Annotated in this window: 29 protein-coding genes and 1 riboswitch; of the genes, 2 read left to right on the top strand and 27 right to left on the bottom strand. The window is 45.9% G+C overall.

Going from position 1 to position 26966, the window contains the following annotated elements; genetic code table 11:
- Positions 1–2 precede the first annotated feature (2 nt).
- From coaBC to JOJ89_RS09165, 6 genes are all read right to left on the bottom strand, one after another.
- Complete coding sequence (gene coaBC / locus JOJ89_RS09190; RefSeq protein WP_203290150.1) at positions 3–1205, bottom strand: bifunctional phosphopantothenoylcysteine decarboxylase/phosphopantothenate--cysteine ligase CoaBC; 1203 nt, start codon at positions 1203–1205, stop codon at positions 3–5.
- A 101-nt stretch (positions 1206–1306) separates the two neighbouring features.
- Positions 1307–1504 (bottom strand): DNA-directed RNA polymerase subunit omega, encoded by a 198-nt coding sequence (gene rpoZ, locus JOJ89_RS09185; protein WP_029281435.1) that lies wholly within the window; start codon positions 1502–1504, stop codon positions 1307–1309.
- 5 nt (positions 1505–1509) lie between these two features.
- Positions 1510–2121, bottom strand: a complete 612-nt coding sequence (gene gmk, locus JOJ89_RS09180; RefSeq protein ID WP_029281437.1) for a guanylate kinase — start codon at positions 2119–2121, stop codon at positions 1510–1512.
- 14 nt (positions 2122–2135) lie between these two features.
- On the bottom strand, positions 2136–2399 hold the full coding sequence (remA, locus tag JOJ89_RS09175) for an extracellular matrix/biofilm regulator RemA (protein WP_029281439.1): 264 nt from the start codon (positions 2397–2399) through the stop codon (positions 2136–2138).
- Between the two features lie 73 nt (positions 2400–2472).
- Positions 2473–3348, bottom strand: a complete 876-nt coding sequence (locus tag JOJ89_RS09170) for a YicC/YloC family endoribonuclease (protein WP_203290300.1) — start codon at positions 3346–3348, stop codon at positions 2473–2475.
- 97 nt (positions 3349–3445) lie between these two features.
- Complete coding sequence (locus tag JOJ89_RS09165; RefSeq protein ID WP_203290149.1) at positions 3446–6133, bottom strand: calcium-translocating P-type ATPase, SERCA-type; 2688 nt, start codon at positions 6131–6133, stop codon at positions 3446–3448.
- Positions 6134–6275: 142 nt separating this feature from the next.
- Here JOJ89_RS09165 and JOJ89_RS09160 point away from each other — a divergent pair, with 142 nt between their 5' ends.
- A complete protein-coding gene (locus tag JOJ89_RS09160) occupies positions 6276–7979 on the top strand; it encodes an Rqc2 family fibronectin-binding protein (RefSeq protein ID WP_203290148.1) in 1704 nt (567 codons plus the stop codon).
- A gap of 45 nt (positions 7980–8024) precedes the next feature.
- Here JOJ89_RS09160 and JOJ89_RS09155 read toward each other — a convergent pair whose 3' ends face one another.
- From JOJ89_RS09155 to JOJ89_RS09095, 13 genes are all read right to left on the bottom strand, one after another.
- Positions 8025–8378: a VOC family protein gene (locus tag JOJ89_RS09155; RefSeq protein WP_203290147.1), complete on the bottom strand. Its 354-nt coding sequence runs from the start codon at positions 8376–8378 to the stop codon at positions 8025–8027.
- Between the two features lie 724 nt (positions 8379–9102).
- Positions 9103–9405: a hypothetical protein gene (locus JOJ89_RS09150; protein WP_203290146.1), complete on the bottom strand. Its 303-nt coding sequence runs from the start codon at positions 9403–9405 to the stop codon at positions 9103–9105.
- Positions 9406–9461: 56 nt separating this feature from the next.
- Complete coding sequence (locus JOJ89_RS09145; RefSeq protein WP_203290145.1) at positions 9462–9659, bottom strand: hypothetical protein; 198 nt, start codon at positions 9657–9659, stop codon at positions 9462–9464.
- A gap of 173 nt (positions 9660–9832) precedes the next feature.
- Positions 9833–10123 (bottom strand): hypothetical protein, encoded by a 291-nt coding sequence (locus JOJ89_RS09140; protein WP_203290144.1) that lies wholly within the window; start codon positions 10121–10123, stop codon positions 9833–9835.
- An 89-nt stretch (positions 10124–10212) separates the two neighbouring features.
- Positions 10213–10488, bottom strand: a complete 276-nt coding sequence (locus tag JOJ89_RS09135; RefSeq protein WP_203290143.1) for a hypothetical protein — start codon at positions 10486–10488, stop codon at positions 10213–10215.
- A 226-nt stretch (positions 10489–10714) separates the two neighbouring features.
- The gene (locus JOJ89_RS09130; protein ID WP_203290142.1) at positions 10715–11278 is read right to left on the bottom strand and encodes an NAD(P)-dependent oxidoreductase; all 564 of its coding nucleotides are present in this window, start codon (positions 11276–11278) and stop codon (positions 10715–10717) included.
- A complete protein-coding gene (locus JOJ89_RS09125; protein ID WP_203290141.1) occupies positions 11259–12044 on the bottom strand; it encodes a sirohydrochlorin chelatase in 786 nt (261 codons plus the stop codon). Before JOJ89_RS09125 ends, JOJ89_RS09130 begins: the two co-directional genes overlap by 20 nt.
- Position 12045: 1 nt before the next feature.
- Positions 12046–12819, bottom strand: coding sequence for a uroporphyrinogen-III C-methyltransferase (gene cobA, locus JOJ89_RS09120; protein ID WP_203290140.1), 774 nt, complete (start codon positions 12817–12819; stop codon positions 12046–12048).
- A 113-nt stretch (positions 12820–12932) separates the two neighbouring features.
- The gene (gene cysC, locus JOJ89_RS09115; RefSeq protein WP_203290299.1) at positions 12933–13526 is read right to left on the bottom strand and encodes an adenylyl-sulfate kinase; all 594 of its coding nucleotides are present in this window, start codon (positions 13524–13526) and stop codon (positions 12933–12935) included.
- 16 nt (positions 13527–13542) lie between these two features.
- The gene (sat, locus tag JOJ89_RS09110) at positions 13543–14682 is read right to left on the bottom strand and encodes a sulfate adenylyltransferase (protein WP_203290139.1); all 1140 of its coding nucleotides are present in this window, start codon (positions 14680–14682) and stop codon (positions 13543–13545) included.
- Between the two features lie 42 nt (positions 14683–14724).
- The gene (locus JOJ89_RS09105; protein ID WP_051827179.1) at positions 14725–15747 is read right to left on the bottom strand and encodes a sulfate permease; all 1023 of its coding nucleotides are present in this window, start codon (positions 15745–15747) and stop codon (positions 14725–14727) included.
- A 54-nt stretch (positions 15748–15801) separates the two neighbouring features.
- Positions 15802–16503 carry a phosphoadenylyl-sulfate reductase gene (locus JOJ89_RS09100; RefSeq protein ID WP_203290138.1) on the bottom strand — a complete coding sequence of 234 codons (702 nt, stop codon included), beginning with the start codon at positions 16501–16503 and terminating at the stop codon, positions 15802–15804.
- A 103-nt stretch (positions 16504–16606) separates the two neighbouring features.
- Positions 16607–16750, bottom strand: coding sequence for a YezD family protein (locus JOJ89_RS09095; RefSeq protein ID WP_081414071.1), 144 nt, complete (start codon positions 16748–16750; stop codon positions 16607–16609).
- Positions 16751–16814: 64 nt separating this feature from the next.
- A riboswitch (SAM riboswitch) is annotated at positions 16815–16920 on the bottom strand.
- Between the two features lie 153 nt (positions 16921–17073).
- Here JOJ89_RS09095 and JOJ89_RS09090 point away from each other — a divergent pair.
- Positions 17074–17352, top strand: a complete 279-nt coding sequence (locus JOJ89_RS09090; RefSeq protein WP_203290137.1) for a hypothetical protein — start codon at positions 17074–17076, stop codon at positions 17350–17352.
- 34 nt (positions 17353–17386) lie between these two features.
- On the opposite strand, the gene pyrE is transcribed toward JOJ89_RS09090, so the two are convergent.
- From pyrE to JOJ89_RS09050, 8 genes are read right to left on the bottom strand one after another with little or no spacing between them, the layout of a single operon-like run.
- Positions 17387–18019 carry an orotate phosphoribosyltransferase gene (pyrE, locus tag JOJ89_RS09085; protein WP_029281461.1) on the bottom strand — a complete coding sequence of 211 codons (633 nt, stop codon included), beginning with the start codon at positions 18017–18019 and terminating at the stop codon, positions 17387–17389.
- The gene (gene pyrF / locus JOJ89_RS09080) at positions 18016–18735 is read right to left on the bottom strand and encodes an orotidine-5'-phosphate decarboxylase (protein ID WP_203290136.1); all 720 of its coding nucleotides are present in this window, start codon (positions 18733–18735) and stop codon (positions 18016–18018) included. Before pyrF ends, pyrE begins: the two co-directional genes overlap by 4 nt.
- Positions 18704–19639 carry a dihydroorotate dehydrogenase gene (locus JOJ89_RS09075; RefSeq protein ID WP_203290135.1) on the bottom strand — a complete coding sequence of 312 codons (936 nt, stop codon included), beginning with the start codon at positions 19637–19639 and terminating at the stop codon, positions 18704–18706. The genes pyrF and JOJ89_RS09075 overlap by 32 nt, the downstream gene beginning before the upstream one ends.
- Complete coding sequence (locus JOJ89_RS09070; protein WP_203290134.1) at positions 19633–20418, bottom strand: dihydroorotate dehydrogenase electron transfer subunit; 786 nt, start codon at positions 20416–20418, stop codon at positions 19633–19635. The genes JOJ89_RS09075 and JOJ89_RS09070 overlap by 7 nt, the downstream gene beginning before the upstream one ends.
- Positions 20415–23627, bottom strand: coding sequence for a carbamoyl-phosphate synthase large subunit (gene carB, locus JOJ89_RS09065; RefSeq protein WP_203290133.1), 3213 nt, complete (start codon positions 23625–23627; stop codon positions 20415–20417). The genes JOJ89_RS09070 and carB overlap by 4 nt, the downstream gene beginning before the upstream one ends.
- The gene (locus JOJ89_RS09060) at positions 23612–24712 is read right to left on the bottom strand and encodes a carbamoyl phosphate synthase small subunit (protein ID WP_203290132.1); all 1101 of its coding nucleotides are present in this window, start codon (positions 24710–24712) and stop codon (positions 23612–23614) included. Before JOJ89_RS09060 ends, carB begins: the two co-directional genes overlap by 16 nt.
- Positions 24709–25995: a dihydroorotase gene (locus JOJ89_RS09055; protein ID WP_203290131.1), complete on the bottom strand. Its 1287-nt coding sequence runs from the start codon at positions 25993–25995 to the stop codon at positions 24709–24711. The genes JOJ89_RS09060 and JOJ89_RS09055 overlap by 4 nt, the downstream gene beginning before the upstream one ends.
- Entirely contained in the window at positions 25979–26896 is a 918-nt protein-coding gene (locus JOJ89_RS09050; protein WP_203290298.1) for an aspartate carbamoyltransferase catalytic subunit, read from the bottom strand. The genes JOJ89_RS09055 and JOJ89_RS09050 overlap by 17 nt, the downstream gene beginning before the upstream one ends.
- Positions 26897–26966 lie beyond the last annotated feature (70 nt).

Below are 26966 nucleotides of genomic sequence, written 5' to 3'. Positions count from 1 at the left end.
ATTTAAACTCCTTTATCAAGACGGATAATCTCGCGGAGTATATTCTTTGAAACTTCTTCTTTGGACATAACGGGAAGTTCCATTTTTTCTCCGCTCCGCTTATAGATCGTGACAATGTTTGTATCCGTGCCAAAGCCGGCTCCGTCCTGATTTACATTGTTGGCCACAATCATATCAAGGTTTTTCTTCTCAAGTTTTTTTAATGCATACTCCTCAACATGATGAGTTTCAGCAGCAAATCCGACCAGAATCTGATGTTCTTTCCGTTCGCCCAGCTCTTTTAAAATATCCTTTGTCCGTTCAAACTCAATCACAAGATCGCCGTCCTGCTTCTTCATTTTTTCATCTGACACAAGACGCGGGCGGTAATCGGCGACAGCAGCCGACTTGATCACGATGTCCGCCTCGGCGAACCTGTTGACTGTTTCCCTGTACATGTCTTCTGCTGATTCCACCTGCACAGTTTCCACACCCTGGGGCGGTGCAAGACTCACCGGACCGGACACCAGAGTGACATCGGCTCCCATGTTTCTTGCCGCAGATGCAAGGGCATATCCCATTTTTCCAGTCGAAGAATTCGAGAAGAATCGGACCGGATCTGCTTTTTCACGTGTAGGGCCGGCGGTTATGATTATTTTTTTGCCTTTTAGAGGCTGTTCAGCTTCAGCGGAAAAATAAGCAGTAATCAGCGCGGTGATTTTCTCCGGTTCTTCAAGCCTGCCTTTTCCGACATACCCGCATGCAAGATATCCCTCGCTCGGTTCAATATACTGATAGCCGAACTGAGAAAGGGTCAAAATGTTCTTCTTAACGGCAGGGTGATCATACATATGGACGTTCATAGCCGGAGCAATCCATACAGGGGCTGTTGATGCAAGCAAAGTTGTCGTAAGCATGTCATCTGCTATTCCATTTGCAAGCTTTCCGATTGTATTGGCTGTAGCCGGTGCCACAAGGATCAGATCCGCCCAGTCTGCAAGATCGATGTGAGCGATGACGGCAGAATTTTTTTCATCGAACGTGTCATAGTAGACATCATTTCTTGACAGTGCCTGAAACGTAAGAGGCTGGACAAATTCACGGGCTGAGGCCGTCATGATCACTTTCACTTCTGCTCCCGCCTGCACCAGCTTGCTTGTCAGCGCAGCCGCTTTATAGACTGCAATTCCCCCGCTTACACAAAGGAGTATCTTTTTACCCTTCATTTTACATCCCCCCATCAGTGCTGTTTATCCTGTAATTGCCGGCAGTATGAAAAAATAACAACCCATGATGAATCAGGTTGTTATTTTTAAAAGCGATTCAATTAGTCTTGTTTTTCATAATCAAGCAGGCCTGAATGAATTTCTTCAAGTGCTTTTCCTACGTATTTATGAGAAACAGGCTTCACGATCTGCTGATCGTGATTTTCCTGCATTTCGCGTGCACGTCTTGCGGCAACCGTTACAAGCGTGTATTTTGAATCCAGTTTGTTCATAAGTTTGTCAATAGATGGATATAGCATATGTTTTATTCAACCTCCAGCATTTTCTTATAGCGAAGTGCGATGCGGTCACGTCTGCAGTGCTCAGCCGTTACGATCGCACGAATGCGTGCACAGGCAAGGTCCACCTGGTCATTTTCGACTACATAGTCGTATGCATCCATCATTTCGATTTCTTCTTTGGCAGCAGCCATTCGGTTATTGATGATATCCTGTGTCTCAGTGCCGCGCGTAACAATGCGGTTTTTCAGCTCGCTTAAGCTCGGCGGCATCAGGAAGATGAACAGCCCTTCCGGAAATGCCTTTCTGACCTGCAGGGCACCTTGCACTTCAATCTCAAGGAAGACATCTTTTCCTTCACTGAGCGTTTTTTCAACGTATTCAACAGGCGTGCCGTAGTAATTCCCTACGAACTCCGCCCATTCTAGCAGGCCTTCCTCTTTGATCAGCTGCTCAAATTCCTCTCTGGTTTTAAAGAAGTAGTCGACTCCGTCCACTTCTCCCTCGCGAGGCTTGCGCGTTGTCATGCTGATCGAATATTCAAAGTCTGTATTCTGCGAAAAGATGGCTTTCCGCACTGTACCTTTGCCGACTCCTGAAGGACCCGAAAGCACGATGAGTAATCCTCTTTCTTTCATATCCAGAACGTTCCCTACCCTTCGTCTGTTAACTCGTCTTTATTTGAAAGCCTGTGGGCAACCGTTTCTGGCTGAACCGCAGATAGTATAATATGATCACTGTCCATAATCACGACCGCTCTTGTTCTGCGTCCGTAAGTCGCATCAATAAGCATCGCTCTGTCGCGGGCATCCTGAATGATCCTTTTTATCGGAGCTGATTCAGGACTGACAATCGAGATAATCCGATTGGCAGAAACAATATTCCCAAAGCCAATGTTAATTAGTTTAATACTCATCTGTTTGCTCCCCCTAATAAACGACAACCCTATTTTTGCCCTAAAAGGCCCGGCATAAACGATTAACTTCTAATTATTCAATATTTTGAACCTGTTCTTTAATTCTTTCAATGACGCTTTTCAGTTCGACTGAGCATCTCGAGATTTCCTTGTCATTCGCTTTTGAACCGATCGTATTTGCTTCGCGGTTCAGCTCCTGAACAAGAAAATCAAGCTTTCTGCCGGCAGGCTCAGGCTTTTCCATTGTCTGCCTGAACTGAAGAAGGTGGCTTCTTATTCTTATAATCTCCTCTGATATGTCCGCCCGGTCAGCAAAGAGGGCTGCTTCAGCTGAGATTCTGCTGTCATCGATGGAGCCGCCTGACAGCTCAGCCATCTTCTTTTCGAGCCTGTTTTTATAACGGAGCACAACGTCCGGGGCATGCTTTTCAATCTCGTCTGCATATCCCTCTATTTCAGACAGCTGCTTCAGAAGATCAATTTTCAGATAGGATCCTTCTTCGCGCCTCATATCCTTAAGCTGCATGGCAGCACCCCTGACAGCCGAAAGAATTAATTCTTCAAGTGTTTCATTTCCTTTAGCCATTTCAGCCACCGAAAAGACACTGTCGAGGCTAAACAGATCTGAAAGCTTCAGCCTGCTCCCGGTCTGATACCGGTTTTCCATTTCAGACGCAGCATCCGCATACTGGTCAAGCAGCTTCCAGTCAACTTCAATGACCCGTTCTGCCAGCGCTTCGCCTTCAATCGTTATGTATACTTCAACCCGTCCTCTTTTAACCTCGGATGAGATCACTTTTTTGATTTTATCCTCAACAGACATCAATTGTCTAGGCATTCTTACGTTAATTTCAAAAAAACGGTGATTAACCGATTTCATTTCGGCTGTTATGGTGTGTTGATCATTTCTCTCAGTTGAACGTCCGTATCCTGTCATGCTGCATACCATTTTTATCACATCCAATTCTCTGATCATATCATAAGAAATGCTTTTCTGTGTCTTTAAACAAAAGAAAAGGTAATAGAGAACTCTATTACCTTTAAAATTATAGCATATTCTCCCTTTTTTTACTTGTCAAAAGTGACCCCGCCAGCAAAAAAGTTGGAATGGCGGACAGGCCGAGAACAAGGAGCCAGTCTCTGGCCAGAATCGGAACTGTGTGGAAGATCGGCTGCATCGGAGCGTAGTAGATGACACCAAGCATGAGCAGGACGGATGAAATGACTGCTCCGACGAGGTAAAGATTTTCGAATGGATTTCTTAAGAATACGGACCGCTCGCTTCTGCAGTCAAAAACGTGAATCAGCTGGGCCATGACGAGCGTTGCAAACGCGATGGTCTGAGCATAGATCAAGTTTTCCGGGTCTCTGTAATAGACAATCATGAAGGCAGCCAGAGTGACAGCACCGATTAAAAACCCTCTTGAAATGACTTTCCATCCGAGACCGCGTGCAAACACACCTTCTTTATGGTGCCTCGGTTTTCTCTGCATCAGATCACCTTCAGGCTGATCAAGACCGAGGGCCATAGCCGGAAGTCCGTCTGTGACAAGGTTCACCCACAGAATCTGAATCGGAACGAGCGGCAGCGGCAGGGCCAGGAGCATCGCAAACAGCATAACGAGAATCTCGCCGACATTTGAGGCAAGCAGATACCTGATGAATTTTCTGATATTCTCATATATATTGCGTCCTTCTTTAATAGCAAGTTTTATGGTTGCAAAATTGTCATCAACCAGAATAAGAGAAGAGGCTTCTTTTGCGACATCTGTTCCTGTTATGCCCATTGAAATCCCGATGTCGGCGGATTTGATTGCAGGAGCATCATTCACCCCGTCACCCGTCATGGCAACGACGTGTCCCCTGCTTTGCAGCGCTTTAACAATTTTAAGCTTATGCTCGGGCGAAACCCTTGCAAAGACATAGACATCTTCCACAACCGCCGCAAGCTCTTCATCCGACATGGCAGACAGTGCCGCACCGTCCAGCACTTTTCCATTTGGAGGAAGGAGATCAAGCTGAGAGGCGATAGCGCGTGCTGTATTCGCATGGTCCCCTGTGATCATGACGGTTTTAATCCCGGCCTGCCTGCATTCTTTCACGGCCTGTTTTACCTCAGGACGCGGAGGATCAATCATGCCCTGCAGCCCAAGAAACACGAGGTTTCTCTCAACTTCATGCTGATGGTACACACTTTGTACGGCTACAGGTTTAAATGCAACTGCTATCGTTCGCAGTGCCTGGGAAGCAAGGCTGTCGATCGCTCCCATGATTTCCGCTTCATATTTTGAAGATACAGCATGCTGTTTTTCTCCCCATAGAACAAAATCAAGTTTTTTCAGAAGAATATCAGGAGCGCCTTTTGTAACAGCAAATCTTTTACCGTTTTTATCCTCGATAATGACACTCATCATTTTTCTTGTTGAATCGAAAGGAAACTCTTCCACCAGTTTGAACTGATTCAGAAGAGATTCTCTCGACAGTCCCGCTTTCATCGCGGCAACAGCCATAGCCCCTTCAGTCGGATCGCCGTCGAGAACATAGTCGTCATCTTTTTCGGTTATTTCTGCTGTGTTGCAGAGCATGCCGAACGTCAGAATCTGCTGCAGCGGCCTGCTGTCTTTCACAAGCACTTTCTGGTCATTGATAAAAAACTCGCCTTTTGGCTGATAGCCTGTTCCGCTCAGTTTCCACGTTGTCCCGCCCGACCAGATGTGCGTAACCGTCATTTTGTTCTGTGTCATCGTACCTGTTTTATCCGAACAAATGACAGATGCGCAGCCAAGCGTTTCAACAGCGGGAAGCTTTCTGACAATTGAACGCTGTTTGATCATCCGCTGGACCCCAAGAGACAGCGCAACGGTCACGATTGCAGGGAGCCCCTCCGGGATTGCCGCTACGGCAAGCGACACTCCTGCAAGGAACATATCGTAAAGCGCATGTCCCTGTATGACTCCGACAGCTACTACTAAACATGTAAGGGCAAGGGCTACAATGATGAGAATTTTGCCAAGCTGTTCAAGCCGTCTTTGCAGCGGGGTTTCAAGCGTTTCAGCAGATTGAAGAAGATCTGCAATCTGTCCCATCGCGGTGTTCATTCCGGTCGCGACAACAACCCCGACACCATTCCCCCTCGTCACAAGCGTTCCCATAAACGCCATATTCACGAGATCCCCAATTCCTGCGTGACTGTCAGAAAGGGCGTTTGTGCATTTGGCAACAGGAAGAGATTCACCTGTAAGGGCTGATTCTTCAATTTCAAGGCTTTTTGCTTCAAGCAGCCTTAGATCTGCCCCGATCCTGTCACCGCTCGAAAACTTTACGATATCACCCGGAACTAGGTCCTTCGACTGAATTCTTGTCCACTCACCTTCTCTGAGGGCCTGGACCTGTGGCGCCGACATTTCTTTCAGGGCCTGCAGAGACTTCTCTGCTTTCTGTTCCTGAAAAAAACCAAGGATCCCGTTTACCAGCACAATGGCAATAATCGCAATGGCATCAATGTATTCGCCGAGCAAACCGGATATGAGAGTTGCTGCGAGCAAGACAAGGACCATAAAATCTTTGAACTGCTCAAGAAACACTAAAAAGGCTGAAGGTTTTTCCGCTTCCTTCAGTTCATTAAATCCGTGGTGCCTGACCCGTTTCTGTACGTCTTTTTCAGACAAACCGTTTTCCCTGCTGGAATGAATGGACTCTAGTACTTCCTCAGGTTTCACTTCATGCCATTTCATGAATGATTATTACACCTCTCAATGCTCTAAATAGTAGGACAATCTCTTCTAATGCCAATTTATTCAGACCTGTCCGAAAAAATGCTATAATAATTCGAATGAACAATTGTTTCCTAAACAGCTATAGAAAAGGGTGCTTGCGATGTCATTTGATGGCATGTTTACATATGCGATAACAGAAGAACTTAAGAACTCACTTGAAAACGGCAGAATCTCAAAGGTTCATCAGCCTTATAAAAACGAACTCATTTTTGTGATCCGCTCAAATGGAGCCAATCATAAGCTTTTGCTTTCTGCCCACCCGAGCTATGCAAGAATTCACTTAACAGAAGAGAGCTACGAAAATCCGAGTGAGCCTCCAATGTTTTGCATGCTGATGAGAAAGCATCTTGAAGGCGGAGTCATTGAGGAAATCGGACAGATTGGTATGGAGCGGATTGTCTATATCGATGTGAAAGGACGAAGCGAAATTGGAGATGTCACCTACAAGAGGGTGATCATTGAAGTCATGGGAAGACACAGCAATATCATTTTGATAGACCGCGGCAGGAATATGATTCTTGACAGCATCAAGCATCTTTCACCTGCTGTAAACCGCCACCGGACGGTGATGCCAGGACAGGAATATGTGCTGCCCCCTGAGCAGATGAAAGCCGATCCATTTGAAGCAACAGAAGAAACCGTGCTCCGGAAGCTCGATTTTAACGCAGGAAAATTAGACCAGCAGATCATGCAGCAGTTCTCAGGGATCTCCCCGCTGTTTGCACGCGAGATCCTGTTCCGCGCAGGCCTTGCCAACAGAAGCAGTCTGCCGCAGGCCTTTCTTTCTCTTGTCGGCGAAATCAAGCAGCATCATCTTTCGCCTGCCATGATTGAACTTCCGGAAAAAGATTATTTTTACATTCTTCCCCTCACCCACCTGGAAGGCAGACAAAAGCCGTTTTCAACCATATCGGAAATGCTTGACCGGTACTATTACGGAAAAGCAGCAAGGGACAGAGTGAAGCAGCAGGGAAATGATCTTGAACGGTTCGTGCAGAATGAAATCAAAAAAAATAAAACGAAAATCAAAAAACTTGAAGGAACGTTAAAGGATGCTGAAAAAGCTGAAAAGTACAAGCTTCAGGGAGAGCTGATTACAGCCAATATGTACGCTATTAAGCGGGGAGATGCATCGGCGGATGTCATCAATTACTATAACGGGGATACGGTCACCATCACGCTGAATCCTCAAAAAACGCCGTCAGATAATGCACAGGCCTATTTTCAGAAATACAACAAAGCCAAGAAATCTGTCGCCTACGTAAATGAGCAGATTTCACTTGCCGAAAAAGAAATTGCCTACTTCGAAAACCTTTTCCAGCAAATCGAATCCGCTTCACCGAAGGATATTGAGGAAATTCGCGAGGAACTCATGGAAGGCGGCTACCTTAAAAAGAAACAGACAAAAGGAAACAAAAAGGCCAAACAGGCAAAAATCGTGCTGGAAGCATACCGATCCAGTGACGGCACCGAAATTCTTGTAGGAAAAAACAATAAGCAAAATGATCACCTGACAAACAAAACGGCAGCCCGGGATGATATCTGGCTTCATACGAAAGACATTCCAGGCTCCCACGTCGTGATCCGCCACCCCGAGCCAAGCGATGAAACAATCCTTGAAGCAGCGAATCTTGCAGCGTACTTCAGTAAAGCGAAAGGCTCAAGCTCTGTTCCTGTAGACTATACAAAAGTCCGTCACGTCAAAAAGCCGAACGGCTCAAAGCCCGGCTTTGTCATCTACGACAACCAGCAGACGGTTTATGTCACGCCGGATCCTGATCTTGTAATCAAGCTTAAAAAGTAAGAGAAAGACCCCGGAAATGACGATTTCCGGGGTCTTTTACCTGAATCAGCATTTGCATACCATGAGCGTGTTTCCGTCCGGGTCCTGGAATGTAAAATAATGATCATGCTGAATGTCCGATTGCTGAGCAGCTCCTTTTTCTTTAATGAATGCATGAGCTGTTTTAATATCTTCGGCATTAAAGTGAAACAACGGTGCTTTTGTGGCTTCTCCTTCTCTGTAAATTTTGCTGTCGAGAACGGCACCTGTTCCCTGCATCGGGAGAACATATAGATGGCCGAACTGAATTTCACCTTGAGGTTCCACGCCAAGAATGCTGCAGTACCAGTCTCGTGCTTTTTCTACATTGCTGACAGGAACGAACACGGTTCCGATTTGGTTGAGTACAGGGCTTTTCATTTTTTCTCCTCCAGATTTTTGTTAGAAGTCCTTTGATACCATTCCATTTCTTTTTTTGAATTCCTGCTTGCTTAGGAAAACTATGTAATTTACTCGTTCTCTTGTGCTGCAGCAGTCACAAGTTTATAGCAGGGGGCGCTGGGAGCTTCATCATATGAACGAAATTGTCAAGGGTCCTCCCGTACACCGTTTTTTGAACGTCTAGCCAAAAGGATGAGATACATTTTAAGGTAAAGAGGACGTGAACTACTCCTCTCTTTTCTATTGACAGGCTTTTTAATAATCATTGTCGATTCCAAATCGTACCCGTTCCCTTGCGCTCCAGTCACTTGCTTTCCGCGGGGAGGACCGGGAGCTTCCTCAGCTGCGCTTGCGGGATCTCCCTTGCCCTCTTCATCCCGCAGGAGTCAAGTGCCTTCCGCTTCAGTCCACTGGAGCTTGGAGCATTCTAATAAGCTTTAAAAGGTTTGAAATAGACTCATGTTTTAAATTCAACAGTGAGTCAGATTACATTTTAGATAAGGCTCTGTTAAAGGTAACAGGTATGGATGAAAGGTGTAAACTGCCAAATAACATGCTAATTAATATAAACAATTAGCATACTGACCGGATAGGTATTGATATGCACGTCAAACGGCATACGAAAAAAGGAGCTCAATCTAATACGGATTCTCTCTTGTTTCATTAAAGCACCCGATTGCTTAATAAATCGCCAAGCAGAAAATTAAATGGAGCCAGCAAAAAAGAATAGTATGACAATTGGAAATAGAGAAATGACAATTATGGCTAATACCGCTAATTTAATTGCCTTTTTCGCAGATATATTCCATATAAGGTAAAAAGACCAGCAAATTAAGACTGCTCCAATAAATAATCCTAATAGAGTGGGAACTGGTTCAGAAATACCTAGATATGTATGACCAATTGACATTTCCTTTCCACCAATAGGTGTGGTGAAGTTTATTACTGACACGCCCATAAGCACTAAGCCTGCTAATATACTTGCATATCCTAGCTTCTTATTCATTTATAGATAACCGCCACCTTTTGTCCAGCCTTCAAAATAGCACATACAACCTTTACCTAGTCACTTATTACAATACTAAATGAAATATTAATCTTATCCCAAACCCAAGCCTGAAATAATTTATCTAATTCTGTTTTCAAATTTTCACCATTTAATTCCGCGTCAATTCCTAATTCTTTAAGACTAAATGTTTCTGTCGCTTCTATACCTACATAATTTGAACTAGCGAAAGAAAAGGTAACTGTTTTATCCAACGGTCATCCTCCTACCTTTTAAATCTTTGCTTACTTCTTAAAGAGTTCAATAAAAGAAGCGATTATCCCTTCTTGGATAATCGCCCCCGATTGCTAAACAATAATATATAAAGGTTATCTCAATCTTCTTTTGAGTTATCTTTTTCATTTCTAATGAAATTTTCTGCGTCAGATTAAATTATTTCTATGTAATGACTTTTTTTAAAAGGTTTTGTTAAATGCGAGATACCTCTAAGGCTTCCTTTGACGATTGTTTCATCCAGTTCAACATCAACCTTTACTGTTAGATAAACCTTGTTATTATATTTAACTACACCAGTTATTTGTTTATTTGCTAAATCAATGCTTGTATATTCAGGAGCCAGTCTTAAAGGGGCAAAGGTTGTAAATCCTATATTACGTTTTTTTGCTAGTCCAAATAATAAATTCCTAACAAACCCTCTTGATTTGGTCAGCTGAGACATCTCCTTCACAGTTAATAACATTCTCTACATACCTAACTGTCCACAATCGCCTGCTGCATTCGCCCCTTTAGTTGAATATCTATCAAAAATTAACGTGCTGGTGTGTTACTTTTCAATAAAGTTTTTCCAACAAATGCAAAGGCAATTAACAAAGTAATAAAACTTGCAACAAAGAAACCCATTGCATATGTAGGGATATTCGCTTCTGGTACTCGGTCATTTATTTCTAATCCTAAGAAGTGTACTCCAATGCCATCGCCATCCACATTTGATCCAAGAGACCATAAATCTATTCCTTTGTTGACCATTAAAACTGTAATGAAAGCAAGAAAAGTGAAAACAATCCAACGATTAATCGCGTTCATTTTATATCCTCCTTATTCAAATTCATCTCAAGTGCCTATCAAACAATCCTGCCCTTAAACGAAATAACTGATATTCCCATTTTACCATAATTGTCCAATATTCTGTTTAATTGATATAAATGAAAAAGCACACCATTCTAATTGTTGAATGGTGTGCGAATGACTTTGCAATTTCCTGTTTAGCACCTTCTGAACCGAAACCGTTAATCTTAGATAGGATGCTTTTTTATAAAAGTTCCATGCAGTCATCTGCCAGCTTTTTTAGGAGTTTCTTTTTTTCTTCATTGCTCAGATCAGATGCGTGAATGTGTTTCCGCTGTTCATGCAGTTCGTTCAGTTTGCTGATGAATGGGTCGTTCAGCTGTCCGGCAAAATGATTGGCTATTTCTTTGGCTATAGCTGGGCTTGCGCTGTCTGTTGAAACCGACAGGGTAAGCCTGCCTCTTTTTTTGATAGAGGGAACTTGTACATTTCCAAGGCCGGCTTCACCCGCAATGTTTACAAGCTGGTGTTTTCCTGCCGCTTCTGCAGCCCAGGCATTTACTTCCCTGCTTCCGGCAGCTGCTATGATTAAGAACGCATCCGAGAGATCTTCTTTTTGAACCTCTTTTTGCTTCCACGTAATGATGCCGGCATGGTGAAGCTCCTGAATTTCCGTAGCAGCCTCAGGGCTTACAACTGTGACAGCTGCTCCCTGCTCAAGAAAAACGGCAAGTCTTCGGCATGCGATTTTCCCCCCGCCTATGATGACGACTGGCCGGTTTTTCACATCAATCATTAATGGAAGCATGCGTTTTTCCCTCATATATAAAGTCAAATGCACCGTCCCGGTTTGAAACGGCTTCCTGCACGCGCTCAGTAAAGACTTCCTCAACCCCGCTGTCGTATCCAAGGTATCTGCATACCGTTAAATCCTTATGGGGAACAGACAAAGCCTTTCTCATAACCTCTCTCATGACAAGACCTGTAAACAGCAGATAAGGGACAAGAAATATCCGTTTGTCACTCATGCCTGCAACCCTTTCAAGCATATCATCAAGACTCGGTTTTGCTGCTGTCACGAAGGCTATGTCCACTTCGCTCCCGCCTGCACGGTCTTTTACAAGCAGGCTGATTTCCTTTAAATCTCTTGCCACATCCGGATCTGAGCTTCCTCTGCCGACAATGACGATGAGCGATCCGGGACCCGGATTTCCCTGTTCCGTTACTCGCTTGAGCACACTCTCAGCCAGTTTTTCATGAACGCCGATTGGTTTTCCGTACGTTACCTCAACATGCGGGAAAAGCGATGCGGCTTCTTTCACTTCTTTTGGTATATCCTCTTTCGCATGAGCGGCCGTCAGCAAAAGCAGGGGCACTACCGCGATTTTTTCAGCCCCTTTTCTGACGCATGCAGCGAATCCTTCTTCAATCGAGGGCTCGGCCAGTTCAAGAAAGCAAATTTCCTGAATATCCGCTTCGATGTGCGGCTGGATCCGCCTGATAAAGGAGACAGCCTCATCACAGGCCTGTCTGATCCGGCTGCCGTGGCAGACATATAGAACAGCCTGTTTCATCCTAAAGCACCCCGCTGATGGCAGCTTTAGAGGCTTTTTCCTCAAACCAGCTGATTTTTTCGCGGTAGCGGACAACTTCTCCGATGATGATCATGCTGGGGTTCGTGATTTTTTCAGTTCTGGCAATCTCTGCAATCGTTTCAAGCGTTCCGGTTACAGTCTTCTGAACGTCAGTCGTTCCCCAGTGAACAAGCGCAGCAGGGGTATCTTTGGACTTTCCGTTTTTCAGCAGCTGCTCCTGAATATAGGGCAGATTCCCCACTCCCATATAAATTGCAAGTGTATCAATCCCTTTTGCAAGACTTGCCCATTTTTGCTCTTCTTTTTCATCATTTTTATGGTGCCCTGCAACGAAGGCAACGCTTGCGCTCACATCACGGTGTGTGACGGGAATCCCTGCATATGCAGCAGCAGCTATTCCCGATGTGATGCCGGGTACAATTTCAAACGGGATGCCGTGTTTGACAAGGGCTTCCGCTTCTTCTGCACCCCGGCCGAACACAAACGGATCTCCGCCTTTCAGACGGGTGACGGTTTTTCCGCTTTTAGCGTAGCGGACAAGAAAATGATTGATTGTTTCCTGCTTCATTAAGTGATAATCTGGCAGCTTTCCGCAGTAAATAAGGTCTGCACCTTCTTTTGCATAGGAAAGCAATTCTTTGTTCACAAGTCGGTCATATAAAATGACATCGGCCTTTTGAATGCATTTAACAGCCTTTAACGTGATCAGTTCAGGATCACCAGGTCCTGCACCTACTAAATAAACATTCCCCATTGATAGACTCTCCTTACTTATATGAAAACTGCCTCGCTGCGTTCGGCGTGTGATGTAGTGATTCTTACAGTCTACTATATCAGGAAAACGGAGCATTTTTTAGAATATTTTTGTTAAATCAAGCCTCTTTCAATCAAAGCTTTTGTCAGCTGTTTGACACACTCTTCTACTGAGTGCTTTTCGGTGTCCATAATGATTTCGGGATGAAGAGGTTCCTCGTACGGGGCGCTGATTCCCGTAAAGTTCTTAATCTCTTCATTTCTCGCTTTTTTATAAAGACCTTTAGGATCACGCTTCTCGCATTCTTCAACAGAACATTTCACATAGACCTCAAGAAATTCATTCTCTCCGACAAGCGATCTGACAAGATCTCGGTCAGCGCGGTAGGGTGAAATAAACGCCGTCAGGACAATCTGCCCGCTTTCCACAAACAGCTTTGAAACCTCGCCGATCCGGCGGATGTTTTCTTTGCGGTCTTCTTCACCGAAGCCAAGATCACTGTTCAGTCCATGTCTCACGTTGTCTCCATCCAGCACAAATGACTGGGCGCCGCGGTCGAACAATGTCCGTGCAAATGCGTTTGCGACAGAAGACTTGCCTGAAGCAGACAGCCCTGTAAACCAGAGGATAAAGCTTTGATGCTTATTTTTATTATGCCGTTCTTCTTTTGCGATAGATGCTTGATGCCATACGATATTGCTGCTCATCATTGTTTCTCCCTTCTTACGAAACGACTTCTTTTTTTAGTCCGCTGATCAATACTTCAATCACTTCAGGCCTGCTGAATGTGCTTGGCGGCACTTCGCCGTTTCTCAGCATCTGTCTGACCTTTGTGCCTGAGAGAATGACGTGATCTGCGCTGTCATGAGGGCACGTTTTCGTTGTAGCCATACTTTCGCATTTGCTGCAGTAGAAGCTGTGGTCGAATTTCATCGGCTTAATGCCAAGCTCCGCTTCTTCAAATTGGTCAAATATCTTCTGAGCATCATATGTGCCGTAATAATCACCGACGCCTGCATGATCTCTTCCGACAATAAAATGAGTGCATCCATAATTTTTGCGGACAAGCGCGTGGAAAATCGCTTCTCTTGGTCCTGCATATCTCATCGCAGCAGGGAAAACGCCAAGCTCCACTCGTTCTTCCGGATAGTAGTTTTTAAGCAATACTTCATAGCTCTCCATGCGGATTTCTGCTGAAATATCATCAGATTTCGTTTCGCCGACAAGAGGATTCAGAAACAATCCGTCAACTGTTTTAAGGGCAGCTTTCTGGATGTATTCATGTGCTCTGTGCACAGGATTTCTTGTCTGGAAGCCGACTACGGTTTTCCAATCTTTGCTTTTAAAAATCGCTCTTGTTTCTGATGGATCAAACGTATATTCTTTAAACGGCTTATCGGGACGCTTGATCAGAGTGATTTTGCCTCCTGCATAGATGTCTTCTCTTTCATGCAGTTTTTTCACTCCGGGATGGGCGAGATCCGCTGTTCCGTAAACATTGATCGCTTCATTCGTTTTATCCGGCTCATAGAGATCTTCGATTTCAATCAGCCCATACACTTCGCCGCCATACTGAAGCTTTGCTTTTTCTCCTGTCTTCAGCGACGCTGCTGTTTCTCTTGAAACCGGAAGCGTGATCGGAATGCTCCAGACCGTGCCGTCTGCAAGTCTCATGCTGCTGACTACACTTTCATAATCCTCTTGTGTTAAAAAACCCGTAAGCGGGCTGTAGGCTCCGATTCCGATCAATTCCAGATCGCTGAGAGCCATTGCATCGATTTCGATCACCTGATCGATTTCATGTGCAGTGACTTCAGGATTGTATACATCAACTAATACTCCACCATGCGGATGTAAACTCATTTATTTTTCCTCCTAAACTGACCTTTTTAATTGGTTTTAACGTTAAATGCCTCCGCCTTCTTCATGCACGGCACGCTTTTCATCCTTTATCGCCTTCATCAGGCTCAGTGCACCTAGGGTTGCCAGCATGACACTCAGAAGAACGATAAGGGAGTACATATCCTTTTCCAAAAACAGTTTGACAAGCATATACGATATGGCAAGTGAAAACAGCGGTGAAACAATCCAGATTCGGATGATTTTCTTCACAATGTGCTTTTGAAGAATCTCGCTTCCGCTTTTCGCCATTCCAAGTCCGATAATAGCTGATGAGGTCACCTGAGTCAGAGGGACGGGAAGTCCGAAAATGGAACTGGCAATCACAAGTCCTGCTCCTGTACCGGAAATCAGAATGCCTTCAGGCTTTGAATACCGGGTAATTTTCTTACCGTTTGTTTCAAGCACTTTTTTGCCGAGAAAAATCGCTCCAAGAGCAACAAATGCTCCTCCGAGCAGGGTCCCGTCCGGCACCGAAATCAGGCCGGCCCCGACAAGCGGCCCCACTGCGTTTGCCACATTGTTCATTCCAGCTGAGAAAGCCTCGAAAAATCCGGCCAGTATCAGGATGCCTGTAAGGAGCGGACGGTCTTTAAAGAACGGTTTATGCTGCACTTTATAAAGCCCTTTGCCGAACAGCCAGGCAATTCCGAAAGCTGCGACAGGAACAATCACCCAGAACATCATGATAATCATCAGTGATTTAATAAATAGGATCTGATAGGCAATTCCCACTCCCACAACGGCTCCAACCGTCACCTCGCTTGTTGAAAGCGGGATTCCCAGCAGGTTTGCAAGAAACAGCGAGCTTGTCGCAGACAAAATAATGATCAGAACAACTTTCACATCAATGATATCCTGCGGAATAATTCCGGCACTTATTGTCTTAACAACCTCTCCCCCGCCAAGATACGCGCCTGCAAAAACACCGATGGCGCATATAAATAGGGCATGCCGGGCTTTCGGAACTGCACCGGAACCGTAAGCTACTCCCATGGAAGCAGCGGCCCCGCTCGCTCCAATATTCATGGCGAAAAAGAGACTGATGGCAAGCGCACCCAGTTCAAGCACGGCAATCCCTCCTTATCCATGCAGGCCGCATTCTGTTTTGCCCTGGCCGCTCCATCTGCCTGAGCGCAGATCATCTGCACTGAACGCAGGCTGCGTGCAGTGGAAACAGCCGATGCTAGGATATCCCTGATCATGGAGCGGATTATAAGGGAGGTCATTTTTATGAACATAGCGCCAGACATCTTTCCACGTCCAGTGAATGAGAGGACAGACTTTTACCGACTGAAACTTGTCGTCTTTATTGATAAATTGCACATGTTTCCTTGTTTCAGACTGCTCTCTCCGAAGCCCTGAAATCCACGCTTCTGACTGAGAGAGTGTTTCATTCAGCGGCTGAAGCTTTCTGATTGCACAGCATTGATTCGGATTTGTTTCCCACAGCTTATCTCCATGCTGTTCAGCTTGTTCTGCAAGGGTAAGGGCAGGTTTTTTCATCGTGATTCGGAGCTTGGGATACTTTTCTTTTACACGTTCAATGGTTTCATATGTTTCCTTGAAATGAACATCTGTATCAAGAAACACAATCGACGCATCCGGTTTTACTTTTGAAATCAGGTCAATGAGAACCATGCCCTCAATGCCAAAGCTGCAGGCATAGACAATCTCTTCGCCGTAATGGCCGTAAGCCCACTTCAGCACATTCAATGCGCCGCTGTACCCGTCGTCTGTTTCAAAAGTCTGTTCTTGCTCATGCCATGTTTTGTATGTCAGCATGCTGATCTTCTCCTCACTTTTCAGGTCCCGCACAAAAAGCTTTTACCATCAGGACAGGAGCCCGCTTTTGTCAAAACGCCTCCGGTTTGTCCGGTCAGCATCCTCATTTCATTCTGATTTTTTCATTTTTCTCAAGCTGAATCACTTTTCCGTCCTGAACGATCAATGTCACAGAACCATAGCTCATTGTGTTCAGCATTTCCTTAAGCCTGTCGATGACCGCGTCAAGTTGTTGATCAGTACCCACAGTGGTCCCCCGTTTCTTACCCATTAAAAAAAGCCTTCCGGTTTGAAAGACTGTTCAGGCATCAACCTTATCTTCCAAAATGGGTTTCATTTTGCTGGATGTAGCACCTTGCACGCATGCAGGTTGCCGGGCTTCACCGGGCCAGTTCCCTCCGCCTCTCTGGATAAGTTTATTATATTTTTCTAAATTTTATCACAATTGAAGACTATGTCAATCATAGTTTTTCTATCGGAATTAAAAAACATCTCTTTTTTTAGAACTAATTATAAAAAAGTGCTAGATTAACAGGGTTTGAATAAGGTGTACTAAAGTTCGTCCGGGAGGTGGGAGTTATTTTTCATTTATTAAGTGCAGCTGTCTTTTTTTATGCTTTAGGCGGATTTTCATTAGCTTATGCGGCAATGGAGATTGATGACCCAGCCATTTTTGAAAAAATGAAAGAGGAACGAGGAGTGATGAAGTGTTTCGGGGTGATCGGTTTTGCGGGATTTAAACTCAGCGGGAAATGGCTGCCTGCACCCTGGCAGAAAAAAGGATTCAGAATTGGCTTTTTGCTGATCAGCACACTGGCTTTTTCCGGCAGCATGCTGATATGGAAATAAAAAAGGCATCAGCTCTTCCTGATGCCTTTTCTCTTTATACGTTCAGCCATTCTTCTGAAGAGGGATTTTCACGCCATTTCTTCAGCTTGGCTAAGTCTTCTTTTTGAATGGAGCCTTTTTTCAGAGCTGTTTCAATCAGAGATGAATAGTCCGTCAGTGATACGGAATGAATGCCTTCTTCCTCAAGCATCTCTGTCCCTTTTTGCAGTTCATATGTGAAAATGGATACAGCGCCGATCACTTCGCATCCGGCTTCTCTCAGAGCTTTAACGGCCGTGATGACGCTTCCTCCGGTTGAAATCAAATCCTCCACTACTACCACTTTCTGTCCTTCCCGGATCTTTCCTTCAATCTGATTGCCCTTTCCGTGACCCTTTGGCTTGCTTCTCACATAGGACATCGGCAGATTCAGAAGATCACTTACCCATGCAGCATGAGGAATTCCTGCAGTAGCCGTGCCTGCTATCATTTCAGCTTGGGGATAATGCTCTCTGATCAGAGCGGACAGACCTTCTGCAATGTTTTTTCTTACTTCCGGATAAGAAAGCGTGAGGCGGTTATCACAGTAGATCGGTGATTTGAGCCCGCTTGACCAGGTAAACGGATCATTCGGGCTAAGGAATACAGCTTCGATTGTCAGCAGTTGTTCGGCAATTTGATGGTTCATACAGGCAGTCCCTCCCAGGCGTTTTTCATTTCAGTATAGGCGGCAAGCGGATCCGGTGCTTTGGTGATGCTCCGTCCGACCACAATTCCGGTTGACCCAAGCTCTCTCGCTTTTTCAGGAGTTGCCACCCTGACCTGGTCATTTACTGCATCTCCGCTCATGCGTATGCCGGGTGTTACGGTCATAAACGAGGCTGGAAGCTCGCTGTAGATGCGGGGCACCTCCAGAGAAGAGCAGACAATACCGTCAAGGCCGCTTTTCGCCGCAAGCTTAGCGTAGCTTAGCACCGTATCATCAAGGCTTTTGCTGATCAGCAATTCGTTCTTCAGCATCTCTTGCGATGTGCTTGTCAGCTGAGTGACAGCAATGCAGGCGGGACGCTTGGACCCTGCAGGTGTTCCGGCCTCAAGACCTTCCATTGCAGATTCCATCATGGCACTGCCGCCGGCAGCATGCACATTGACAAGATTGACTCCGAGTCCGGCAAGACCCCTCATCGCTTTTTTCACTGTTTCCGGAATATCATGGAGCTTAAGATCAAGGAAAATCTCATGTCCGTCTGATTTCAGCTGATCTATGATTGCAGGACCTTCCCGGTAAAAGAGCTCCATGCCTACTTTTACATACAGCTTCTGTCCGGACATCTTTTTTAGGAATTCTCCTGTTTCCGAAGCATCCTTAAAATCAAGCGCGATAATCAGCGGTCTCTCGTTCATGCTTATAGCTCCTTCCGATGCATTCTGTAATGTGGTCAAACCCGTACTTTTTAAGTACATGAGGCAGTTCTTCAATGATTTCAGGGCAGACAAACGGATTCACAAAGTTGGCTGTTCCTACGGCTACGGCGCTTGCTCCAGCGTACATGAATTCAAGAACGTCCTCTGCTGTCTGAACACCGCCCATGCCGATAATCGGAATAGATACAGCCTGGCTGACTTCATGAATCATGCGGATGGCTACCGGTTTGATCGCTGGGCCGGATAAGCCGCCTGTGCGGTTTGCAAGAACCGGCTTTCCTGTTTTCAAATCCAGCCTCATTCCGATTAGCGTGTTGATCATCGTTAATCCATCTGCTCCAGCCGCTTCGATGGCTTTGGCAATTTCAGTGATATTGCTGACGTTCGGTGACAGCTTGACATAAACAGGCACCTCTGACACAGCTTTTACTGCGCGCGTAAGGGAAGCTGCCATCTCAGGGTTTGTACCGAATGCAATTCCTCCGGTTTTAACATTCGGACAGGAAATGTTCAGTTCAAGCGCGTGGACATTTTTCGCCTTGCTGATTTCTCTTGCAACTTCGACATAATCTTCCTCTGCTGAGCCCGCCACATTTGCAAGAACCGGCACATCGAATGACTCAAGCCAGGGAAGCTCATTTTCAAGGATTCCATTTTGTCCCGGGTTTTGCAGGCCAATTGCATTGAGCATGCCCGCTTCTGTTTCAGCCACCCTCGGCGTAGGATTTCCAAACCGCGGTTCGGCTGTTGCTGCTTTGATCATGATGGCTCCAAGTTTGTTCAGGTCATAAAGGCCGGCGAATTCTTTACCGAATCCAAAGCAGCCTGATGCCGGCATAATCGGATTTTTGAGTGAAAGTCCCGGAAGTTCAACATTCAGCATGACAGCACAACCTCTCCTGCTTTAAATACCGGCCCGTCGGTGCACACTTTTTTATAAGATGTGCCATTCGGGTCATCTGCTGTATGGCACACACATGCAAAGCATGCACCGATTCCGCAGCCCATTCTTTCTTCAAGAGAGAGAAAAACAGGCTTGTCAGGAAAAAGATTTTGGAGGTTTGCAAGCATGGGGGTCGGACCGCATGCGAAAAGAGCGTCAAAATCGATGCTGCGCTCTTTGATGCAGTCTGTGACGAACCCTTTCGTCCCGTATGAACCATCTGCCGTCGCAATATAGGTTTCTCCGAGTTTCTTAAACTCACTTTCATAGAAAACCTGATTCGCAGACTGGAAACCGAGTACGTGGCGGACGTTAACACCCTTTGCAAGCAGACGCCTTGAAAGCTCGTATAAAGGAGGGACTCCGATGCCGCCTCCGACAAGAAGCGCTGTATCTCCCTGATCCAGGCTTTCCGGATCAAATCCGTTTCCAAGCGGGCCGAGCACATCGACCAGTTCTCCTTCTTTCCTTGCAGAAAGGAGCTTCGTGCCCGCTCCCTCTGCCCGGTAGATCATCGTGAATTCCCGCTTTTCTTTCTCTATTTTTGCAATGCTGATCGGTCTTCTTAAAAGAGGAGATGCTGCACTTGAAACTTTGATATGAACGAACTGGCCGGGCTGGTTCATCTCATCGACCAGACTCCCTTTTAATGTAAGTTCATAAATTCCCTCAGCAATTTCTCTCTGTCCGGCAATGATCATCCATTCTTTTCGGATCAAGCGTACGTCACCTCTTTGCTGATAACTCGTTTTGGCATTTGTTCTGTTGAGAAGGTCATTGACTCTAAAACTCTTAAAATCGCTTTTGCTGTGTCAAGGGATGTGAGACACGGGATGCCGTTTTCAACCGACTCGCGTCTGATTCTGAAGCCATCGCGCTGCGGCTGTTTCCCTTTTGTCAGTGTATTGATGACGAACTGAGCTTCGCCCGTGCGGATAATATCCAGCATAGTAGGAGACTCACTGCCGATTTTGCCGACGATTCTCGCTTCTACCCCGTTCTCATGCAGGTAGCCGGCTGTTCCGCTTGTTGCCATGATCTGATAGCCGATTGCACTGAAGCGGCGGGCTACCTCCAGACCTTCTTCTTTATCTTTGTCCGCGATTGTCAGAAGGACCTGTCCGTAGTTCTGCACTTTCATTCCTGATGCGATTAGGCCTTTATAAAGAGCTTTTTCAAGAGTTGTATCTTTTCCCATCACTTCGCCTGTCGATTTCATTTCAGGGCCGAGCGTAATATCCACTCTGCGCAGCTTTTCAAAAGAGAAGACCGGCACTTTGACATAGACGCCCTCGCTTTCAGGCTGAATGCCCGTTTCATACCCAAGCTCCGGCAATGATTTGCCGAGTATCACCTTCGTTGCAAGATTTGCCATCGGCACGCCTGTTATTTTGCTTAAGAAAGGAACCGTGCGGCTTGATCTTGGATTCACTTCGATGACAAATACTTCATCTTTATAGATGACAAACTGAATGTTCAGAAGCCCTTTAATGTTTAATCCCCTTGCAAGTGCGATTGTCCGTTCAGTAATCGTCTTTTTGATATCTTCCGTCAGTGTTTGCGGAGGATATACAGCGATAGAATCTCCGGAGTGGACCCCTGCACGCTCGATATGCTCCATAATTCCAGGAATAAAGACGTTTTTGCCGTCTGAGATCGCATCAACTTCTATTTCTTTTCCAGTTAAATATTTATCGATCAGTACCGGGTGCTGCGGATTTACTTTTACAGCATTTTTCATGTAATGCAGCAGATCATTTTCCTCATGCACGATCTCCATCGCACGTCCGCCGAGAACATATGACGGTCTGACAAGAACCGGATAGCGGATGGATGAAGCAATGGCAACCGCCTCTTCTACAGATGTCGCCGTTTTTCCAAGAGGCTGGGGAATGCCGAGAGTGTTTAATGTGTGCTCAAATTTATCTCTGTTTTCCGCACGGTCCAAATCCTCAAGAGATGTTCCGAGAATCTTGACGCCTCTTGCTTCAAGTTCATCCGCAAGGTTTATCGCTGTCTGTCCCCCGAACTGAACGACTACCCCTTTAGGCTTTTCAAGTTCGATGATGTGCATCACATCTTCCGCCGTCAGCGGCTCAAAGTAAAGCTTATCAGAGATGCTGAAATCGGTTGAGACGGTTTCAGGATTGTTGTTGATGATAATCGCTTCATATCCGGCTTCTTTAATGGCCCATACGGAGTGTACGGTTGCATAATCGAATTCTACCCCCTGGCCGATTCGGATTGGTCCTGAACCAAGGACAATCACACTTTCTTTATCTGTAACAGCTGATTCATTCTCATCCTCATACGTGCCGTAGAAGTAAGGTGTTTCAGATTCGAATTCTGCTGCGCATGTATCAACTGTTTTATAGACCGGGAACAAGTTCAGCTGTTTTCTGAATTTGTATACCTCCCGCTCTGTTGTTTTCCAAAGTTCAGCAACAGCGATATCAGAAAAGCCCATCTTTTTCGCTTTTTCAAGGACAATTGCATCAAACTTCGCTTCTTCAATAACACGCTCAAACTTGATGATATTTTCAATTTTCACAAGGAAGAAAAGGTCAATTCCGCTCCACTCATGAATCGTTTCAATTGATACGCCTCTTCTGATTGCTTCAGAAAGATAGAACAGCCTCTCGTCTCCTGCTCTGCGGATTCGCTTTTCAATCTTTTCATCGCTGAAATCGGCTGCGTGTTTCAGATCGATATGGTATTGATCCGCTTCAAGTGAACGGACGGCTTTTAGAAGGGATTCTTCAAGCGTTCTGCCGATCGCCATCACCTCGCCGGTAGCCTTCATCTGCGTTCCGAGTCTGCGGTTGGCTGACTCAAATTTATCAAACGGCCATCTCGGGATTTTTGTGACGATGTAGTCGAGTGCCGGTTCAAAGCACGCATACGTCTTGCCTGTTACCGGGTTCATCATTTCATCAAGAGTAAGTCCGACCGCAATCTTTGCGGCAAGCTTCGCGATCGGATAGCCTGTTGCTTTAGATGCAAGAGCTGATGAGCGGCTTACACGCGGATTCACTTCAATGATGTAGTACTGGAAGCTGTGCGGATCAAGAGCAAGCTGGACATTGCATCCGCCTTCTATGCCGAGTGCACGGATAATTTTAAGAGAAACGTTCCTGAGCATCTGGTACTCTCTGTCACTGAGCGTCTGGCTTGGTGCAACGACGATGGAGTCGCCTGTATGAATGCCGACAGGATCAATGTTTTCCATATTGCAGACAACAATCGCGCTGTCATTTTTATCACGCATCACTTCATATTCAATTTCTTTAAATCCTGCAATGCTTTTTTCAAGCAGACATTGTGTGACAGGGCTGTATTTCAGTCCGCTTGTCACGATCTCGATCAGCTCTTCTTCATTTGAGCAAATGCCTCCGCCTGTGCCTCCAAGTGTATAGGCAGGTCTTACGATGACAGGATAGCCGACTTTTTCTATAAAAGCGTATGCTTCTTCAAGGGTGTGCACAATATCGCTCTCCGGGACAGGCTCGTGGAGCTCATTCATCAGCTGTCGGAAAAGGTCGCGGTCCTCCGCTTTTTGAATAGCGCTTAATTTTGTTCCAAGAATCTCAACGTTGCATTCTTCAAGAACCCCTGCTTCCGCAAGCTGAACCGCCATGTTAAGGCCGGTTTGGCCTCCAAGAGTCGGGAGAAGTGCATCCGGGCGTTCTTTGCGGATGATTTTCGTCAAAAACTCAAGTGTCAGGGGTTCAATGTACACTTTGTCTGCCATTTCTGTATCTGTCATGATCGTTGCAGGGTTCGAGTTTACAAGGATGACTTCATATCCTTCTTCTTTAAGGGCGATGCAGGCCTGTGTTCCTGCATAGTCAAACTCTGCTGCCTGGCCGATGATAATAGGCCCTGATCCGATTACTAGAATTTTTTTGATGTCTACGCGTTTTGGCATACGTTGATCCCTTCTTTCTTGAATGTTTCAATCATGTCGATAAATTGATCAAATAGTCCGTTTGCATCTTCTGGTCCCGGTGAAGCTTCCGGATGGTACTGCACGGTGAAGGCAGGAAGCGTTTTATGCTTCAGTCCTTCTACAGATCCGTCGTTTAAAGCAAGATGTGTAACCTCAAGGTCTGTTGCTTTTACTGAATCAAGGGTAACGGTGTATCCGTGATTTTGGGAGGTAAGAGCTACCTTTCCTGTTGACAGGTCTTTTACCGGATGGTTTGACCCGCGGTGTCCGAATTTCATTTTTTCCGTATCGGCTCCCCCTGCAAGGGCAAAAAGCTGATGGCCAAGGCAGATGCCGAACAGAGGAATTTTCCCTAGCACTCCATTGATCATCTCAAGTGCATGAGGGACATCTTTCGGGTCCCCAGGCCCGTTTGACAGCATGATGCCGTCTGGATTTAACTGAAGGATCTCTTCAGCAGTTGCCGTATGGGGCACAACGACCACATCACAGCTGCGTTTGTTCAGCTCGCGGAGGATGCCGTGTTTCATCCCGAAATCGACAAGGACCACTCTGCATCCGCGTCCCGGGCTTGGATAAGGTGATTTCGTCGAAACAGTTTCCACCTGATTTCTTGGAAGCTCCGCAGATCTCAATGATGCAAGCACCTCATCTACATCTGCATGCTCTGAGCAAAAAGCGCCTTTCAGCGTTCCATATGTGCGGATAATTCTTGTCAGCTTGCGTGTATCTATGCCTGCAAGTCCGGGAATTCCCTTGATTTTGAAGTACTCATCAAGAGAAAACTCGCTTCTGAAATTTGATGGCACTTCACATAATTCTTTTACGATAAACCCGTTGATGAATGGAGAAATCGTTTCAAAATCGTCGCGGTTAATGCCGTAGTTTCCAATCATCGGATAGGTAAGCGTCACAATCTGCCCGCAGTATGACGGGTCTGAGAGAATCTCCTGATAGCCTGTCATTCCAGTATGGAACACGACCTCTCCCATTGTGTCCGCTTCGCTTCCAAATCCCTGTCCTGTAAAAATGGTGCCGTCTTCGAGAATCAGATGTCTGATCATACGTTTACTCTCTCCCTTTTCCATACGATTTCGCCTTCAACGATGGTTGCTTCCGGCCAGCCTTTGCATGAATAGCCTGCAAACGGTGTGTTTTTTCCTTTTGAAAGGAACGTTTCCGGATTGATGGTTTTTTCTTCTTTTAGATCAAGGATCGTCAAATCCGCTGCGCGGCCTTCTTCAATTCTGCCAAATGGCAGGCCAAACGTTTCCGCCGGCTTAGCTGTTAGAAAATCAATCAGCTGTTTCAGCGTCCACTCTCCTGACTCAACAAACCGGGTGTATAAAAGCGGAAATGCCGTTTCAAGTCCCACTATGCCGAAAGGAGCAAGGCTCAGCGGTTCAGCCTTTTCTTCCGCTGTATGCGGAGCATGGTCAGTCGCGATAAAATCAATTGTTCCGTCAAGCAGCCCTTCAATCAGCGCTTCCCGGTCTTCTTTCCCGCGGAGCGGCGGATTCATTTTGTAATTTGTATCCAGTCCGGGAATATCTGTGTCGCACAGCAGAAGGTGATGCGGCGTTACTTCCGCTGTTACGTTTATGCCTGCTTTTTTCGCATCGCGCACCACTCTGACTGACTCTTTCGTGCTGATGTGGCACACATGGTAGTGGCAGCCTGCGGCTTCAGCCAGCAGTACGTCTCTTGCGATCTGCACAGATTCACAGATAGAAGGAATTCCATTGATCCCGTGCCTTTTAGCAAATTCACCGTCATGCAGAGCTCCTTTATAAATCAGTGAGTTGTCTTCACAGTGGGCTACAATGCTTGCACCCGTTTCTGACGCTTTTTTCATTGCCTCATACATCATGCCGGCAGATTGAACGCCCACACCGTCATCTGTAAAGGCAAACGCGCCTGCTTCTTTCAGCTTTTCAAAATCCGTCAGCTCTTTGCCCGCCTGTCTTACCGTAATGGATGCATAAGGAAGAACGCGTACAGAAGCTTTTTCTTTAATCCGGTTCGTAAGCCAGTTCATTTGCTCCGAATGGTCCGGAACAGGCTTTGTATTCGGCATGGCGGCAACAGCTGTAAATCCTCCTGCAGCAGCAGCCATCGTGCCCGTTTCAATCGTTTCTTTATGTTCACCGCCGGGTTCCCTCAGGTGAATATGTAAATCGACAAACCCCGGGGAAACCAGTTTGCCATCTGCATCGATGACCTCAGCTGCAACCGCTTCGATGTTTTCGCTGATCTCTGAGATAATTCCGTCTGAAATCAAGATGTCGGCTTTCACTTTCTCTCCGCTGTCCGTTAGTATGAAGCCGTTTTTAATGATAGATTGCATATGCTGCTTCCCCCTTGTTAAGTGATGCTGCGCCCTCAAGCGCGCGTTTTAAAACGGCCATTCTGACATATACACCGTTTTCCATTTGCTTAAAAATTCTCGATCTTCTGCATTCAACCAGTTCATCAGCAATTTCAACGCCTCTGTTCACCGGGGCTGGATGCATGATAATGGCTTTCGGCTTCATCGCTTTTTCTCTTTCTAATGTAAGTCCGTATTGTCTGTGGTAATCCGCCCCGCCGGTTGTTTGATTTTCATGTCTTTCATGCTGAATTCGCAGGAGCATGACGACATCGGAAGCTTGAACGGCTTCATCTGTCTCTGCATATGTGCCGTATGTTTCATCCTTCCACTCATCAGGCGCACAGAGCAGGACATTTGCCCCGAGCCTCCGCAGAACCTCCGCATTAGACCTTGCAACGCGGCTGTGCTTGATGTCTCCATGAATGGAGACGGTCAGACCTTCGAACTTTCCAAACTCCTGGCGGATGGTCAGCAGATCAAGAAGCGATTGTGTAGGATGATGGCCGCAGCCGTCTCCTGCATTTAAAATCGGAATTCCGACTTTCTCTTTCAGTTCTTCGAAGTACTCATCTTCAGGATGTCTGATGACGACTGCGTTTGCTCCTATTGCCTCAAGCGTGCGCACTGTATCATAAAGGGTTTCTCCTTTTTGCACGCTTGAATGTGAGGCATCAAAGTTAAGAACGTTCAGGCCAAGCCTTTTCTCAGCTACTTCAAAACTGAACCGTGTTCTTGTGCTCGGTTCAAAAAACAGGTTCGCAGCAAACAATGCCGTTTTTTGAACTTCAGCCTTTCCTGAACGGAATTTTTCTGCGTCCTTTAATATGTTTAAAATCTCATCTGCAGGCAGATCATTCATTCTAAGCAAATGCTTCATCATCATCTCTCCCGTCGTTTTTCTGCAAAAAAACACCCTGAAATCCGGTTTCAGGGTGTGAGAAGGCAGG

The sequence above is a fragment of the Metabacillus sp. cB07 genome, from assembly GCF_016839225.1.
Classification (GTDB): domain Bacteria; phylum Bacillota; class Bacilli; order Bacillales; family Bacillaceae; genus Bacillus_P; species Bacillus_P indicus.
This window is presented reverse-complemented; position numbering and strand designations above follow the sequence as displayed.

What these genes read in the sequence shown, in the direction of transcription:
- coaBC (WP_203290150.1), bottom strand. Translation starts at nt 1,205, where the DNA reads ATGAAGGGTAAAAAGATACTCCTTTGTGTAAGCGGGGGAATTGCAGTC.
- rpoZ (WP_029281435.1), bottom strand. Translation starts at nt 1,504, where the DNA reads ATGCTATATCCATCTATTGACAAACTTATGAACAAACTGGATTCAAAA.
- gmk (WP_029281437.1), bottom strand. Translation starts at nt 2,121, where the DNA reads ATGAAAGAAAGAGGATTACTCATCGTGCTTTCGGGTCCTTCAGGAGTC.
- remA (WP_029281439.1), bottom strand. Translation starts at nt 2,399, where the DNA reads ATGAGTATTAAACTAATTAACATTGGCTTTGGGAATATTGTTTCTGCC.
- JOJ89_RS09170 (WP_203290300.1), bottom strand. Translation starts at nt 3,348, where the DNA reads ATGGTATGCAGCATGACAGGATACGGACGTTCAACTGAGAGAAATGAT.
- JOJ89_RS09165 (WP_203290149.1), bottom strand. Translation starts at nt 6,133, where the DNA reads ATGAAATGGCATGAAGTGAAACCTGAGGAAGTACTAGAGTCCATTCAT.
- JOJ89_RS09160 (WP_203290148.1), top strand. Translation starts at nt 6,276, where the DNA reads ATGTCATTTGATGGCATGTTTACATATGCGATAACAGAAGAACTTAAG.
- JOJ89_RS09155 (WP_203290147.1), bottom strand. Translation starts at nt 8,378, where the DNA reads ATGAAAAGCCCTGTACTCAACCAAATCGGAACCGTGTTCGTTCCTGTC.
- JOJ89_RS09150 (WP_203290146.1), bottom strand. Translation starts at nt 9,405, where the DNA reads ATGAATAAGAAGCTAGGATATGCAAGTATATTAGCAGGCTTAGTGCTT.
- JOJ89_RS09140 (WP_203290144.1), bottom strand. Translation starts at nt 10,123, where the DNA reads ATGTCTCAGCTGACCAAATCAAGAGGGTTTGTTAGGAATTTATTATTT.
- JOJ89_RS09135 (WP_203290143.1), bottom strand. Translation starts at nt 10,488, where the DNA reads ATGAACGCGATTAATCGTTGGATTGTTTTCACTTTTCTTGCTTTCATT.
- JOJ89_RS09130 (WP_203290142.1), bottom strand. Translation starts at nt 11,278, where the DNA reads ATGCTTCCATTAATGATTGATGTGAAAAACCGGCCAGTCGTCATCATA.
- JOJ89_RS09125 (WP_203290141.1), bottom strand. Translation starts at nt 12,044, where the DNA reads ATGAAACAGGCTGTTCTATATGTCTGCCACGGCAGCCGGATCAGACAG.
- cobA (WP_203290140.1), bottom strand. Translation starts at nt 12,819, where the DNA reads ATGGGGAATGTTTATTTAGTAGGTGCAGGACCTGGTGATCCTGAACTG.
- cysC (WP_203290299.1), bottom strand. Translation starts at nt 13,526, where the DNA reads ATGAGCAGCAATATCGTATGGCATCAAGCATCTATCGCAAAAGAAGAA.
- sat (WP_203290139.1), bottom strand. Translation starts at nt 14,682, where the DNA reads ATGAGTTTACATCCGCATGGTGGAGTATTAGTTGATGTATACAATCCT.
- JOJ89_RS09105 (WP_051827179.1), bottom strand. Translation starts at nt 15,747, where the DNA reads ATGAATATTGGAGCGAGCGGGGCCGCTGCTTCCATGGGAGTAGCTTAC.
- JOJ89_RS09100 (WP_203290138.1), bottom strand. Translation starts at nt 16,503, where the DNA reads ATGCTGACATACAAAACATGGCATGAGCAAGAACAGACTTTTGAAACA.
- pyrE (WP_029281461.1), bottom strand. Translation starts at nt 18,019, where the DNA reads ATGAACCATCAAATTGCCGAACAACTGCTGACAATCGAAGCTGTATTC.
- pyrF (WP_203290136.1), bottom strand. Translation starts at nt 18,735, where the DNA reads ATGAACGAGAGACCGCTGATTATCGCGCTTGATTTTAAGGATGCTTCG.
- JOJ89_RS09075 (WP_203290135.1), bottom strand. Translation starts at nt 19,639, where the DNA reads ATGCTGAATGTTGAACTTCCGGGACTTTCACTCAAAAATCCGATTATG.
- carB (WP_203290133.1), bottom strand. Translation starts at nt 23,627, where the DNA reads ATGCCAAAACGCGTAGACATCAAAAAAATTCTAGTAATCGGATCAGGG.
- JOJ89_RS09060 (WP_203290132.1), bottom strand. Translation starts at nt 24,712, where the DNA reads ATGATCAGACATCTGATTCTCGAAGACGGCACCATTTTTACAGGACAG.
- JOJ89_RS09055 (WP_203290131.1), bottom strand. Translation starts at nt 25,995, where the DNA reads ATGCAATCTATCATTAAAAACGGCTTCATACTAACGGACAGCGGAGAG.
- JOJ89_RS09050 (WP_203290298.1), bottom strand. Translation starts at nt 26,896, where the DNA reads ATGAAGCATTTGCTTAGAATGAATGATCTGCCTGCAGATGAGATTTTA.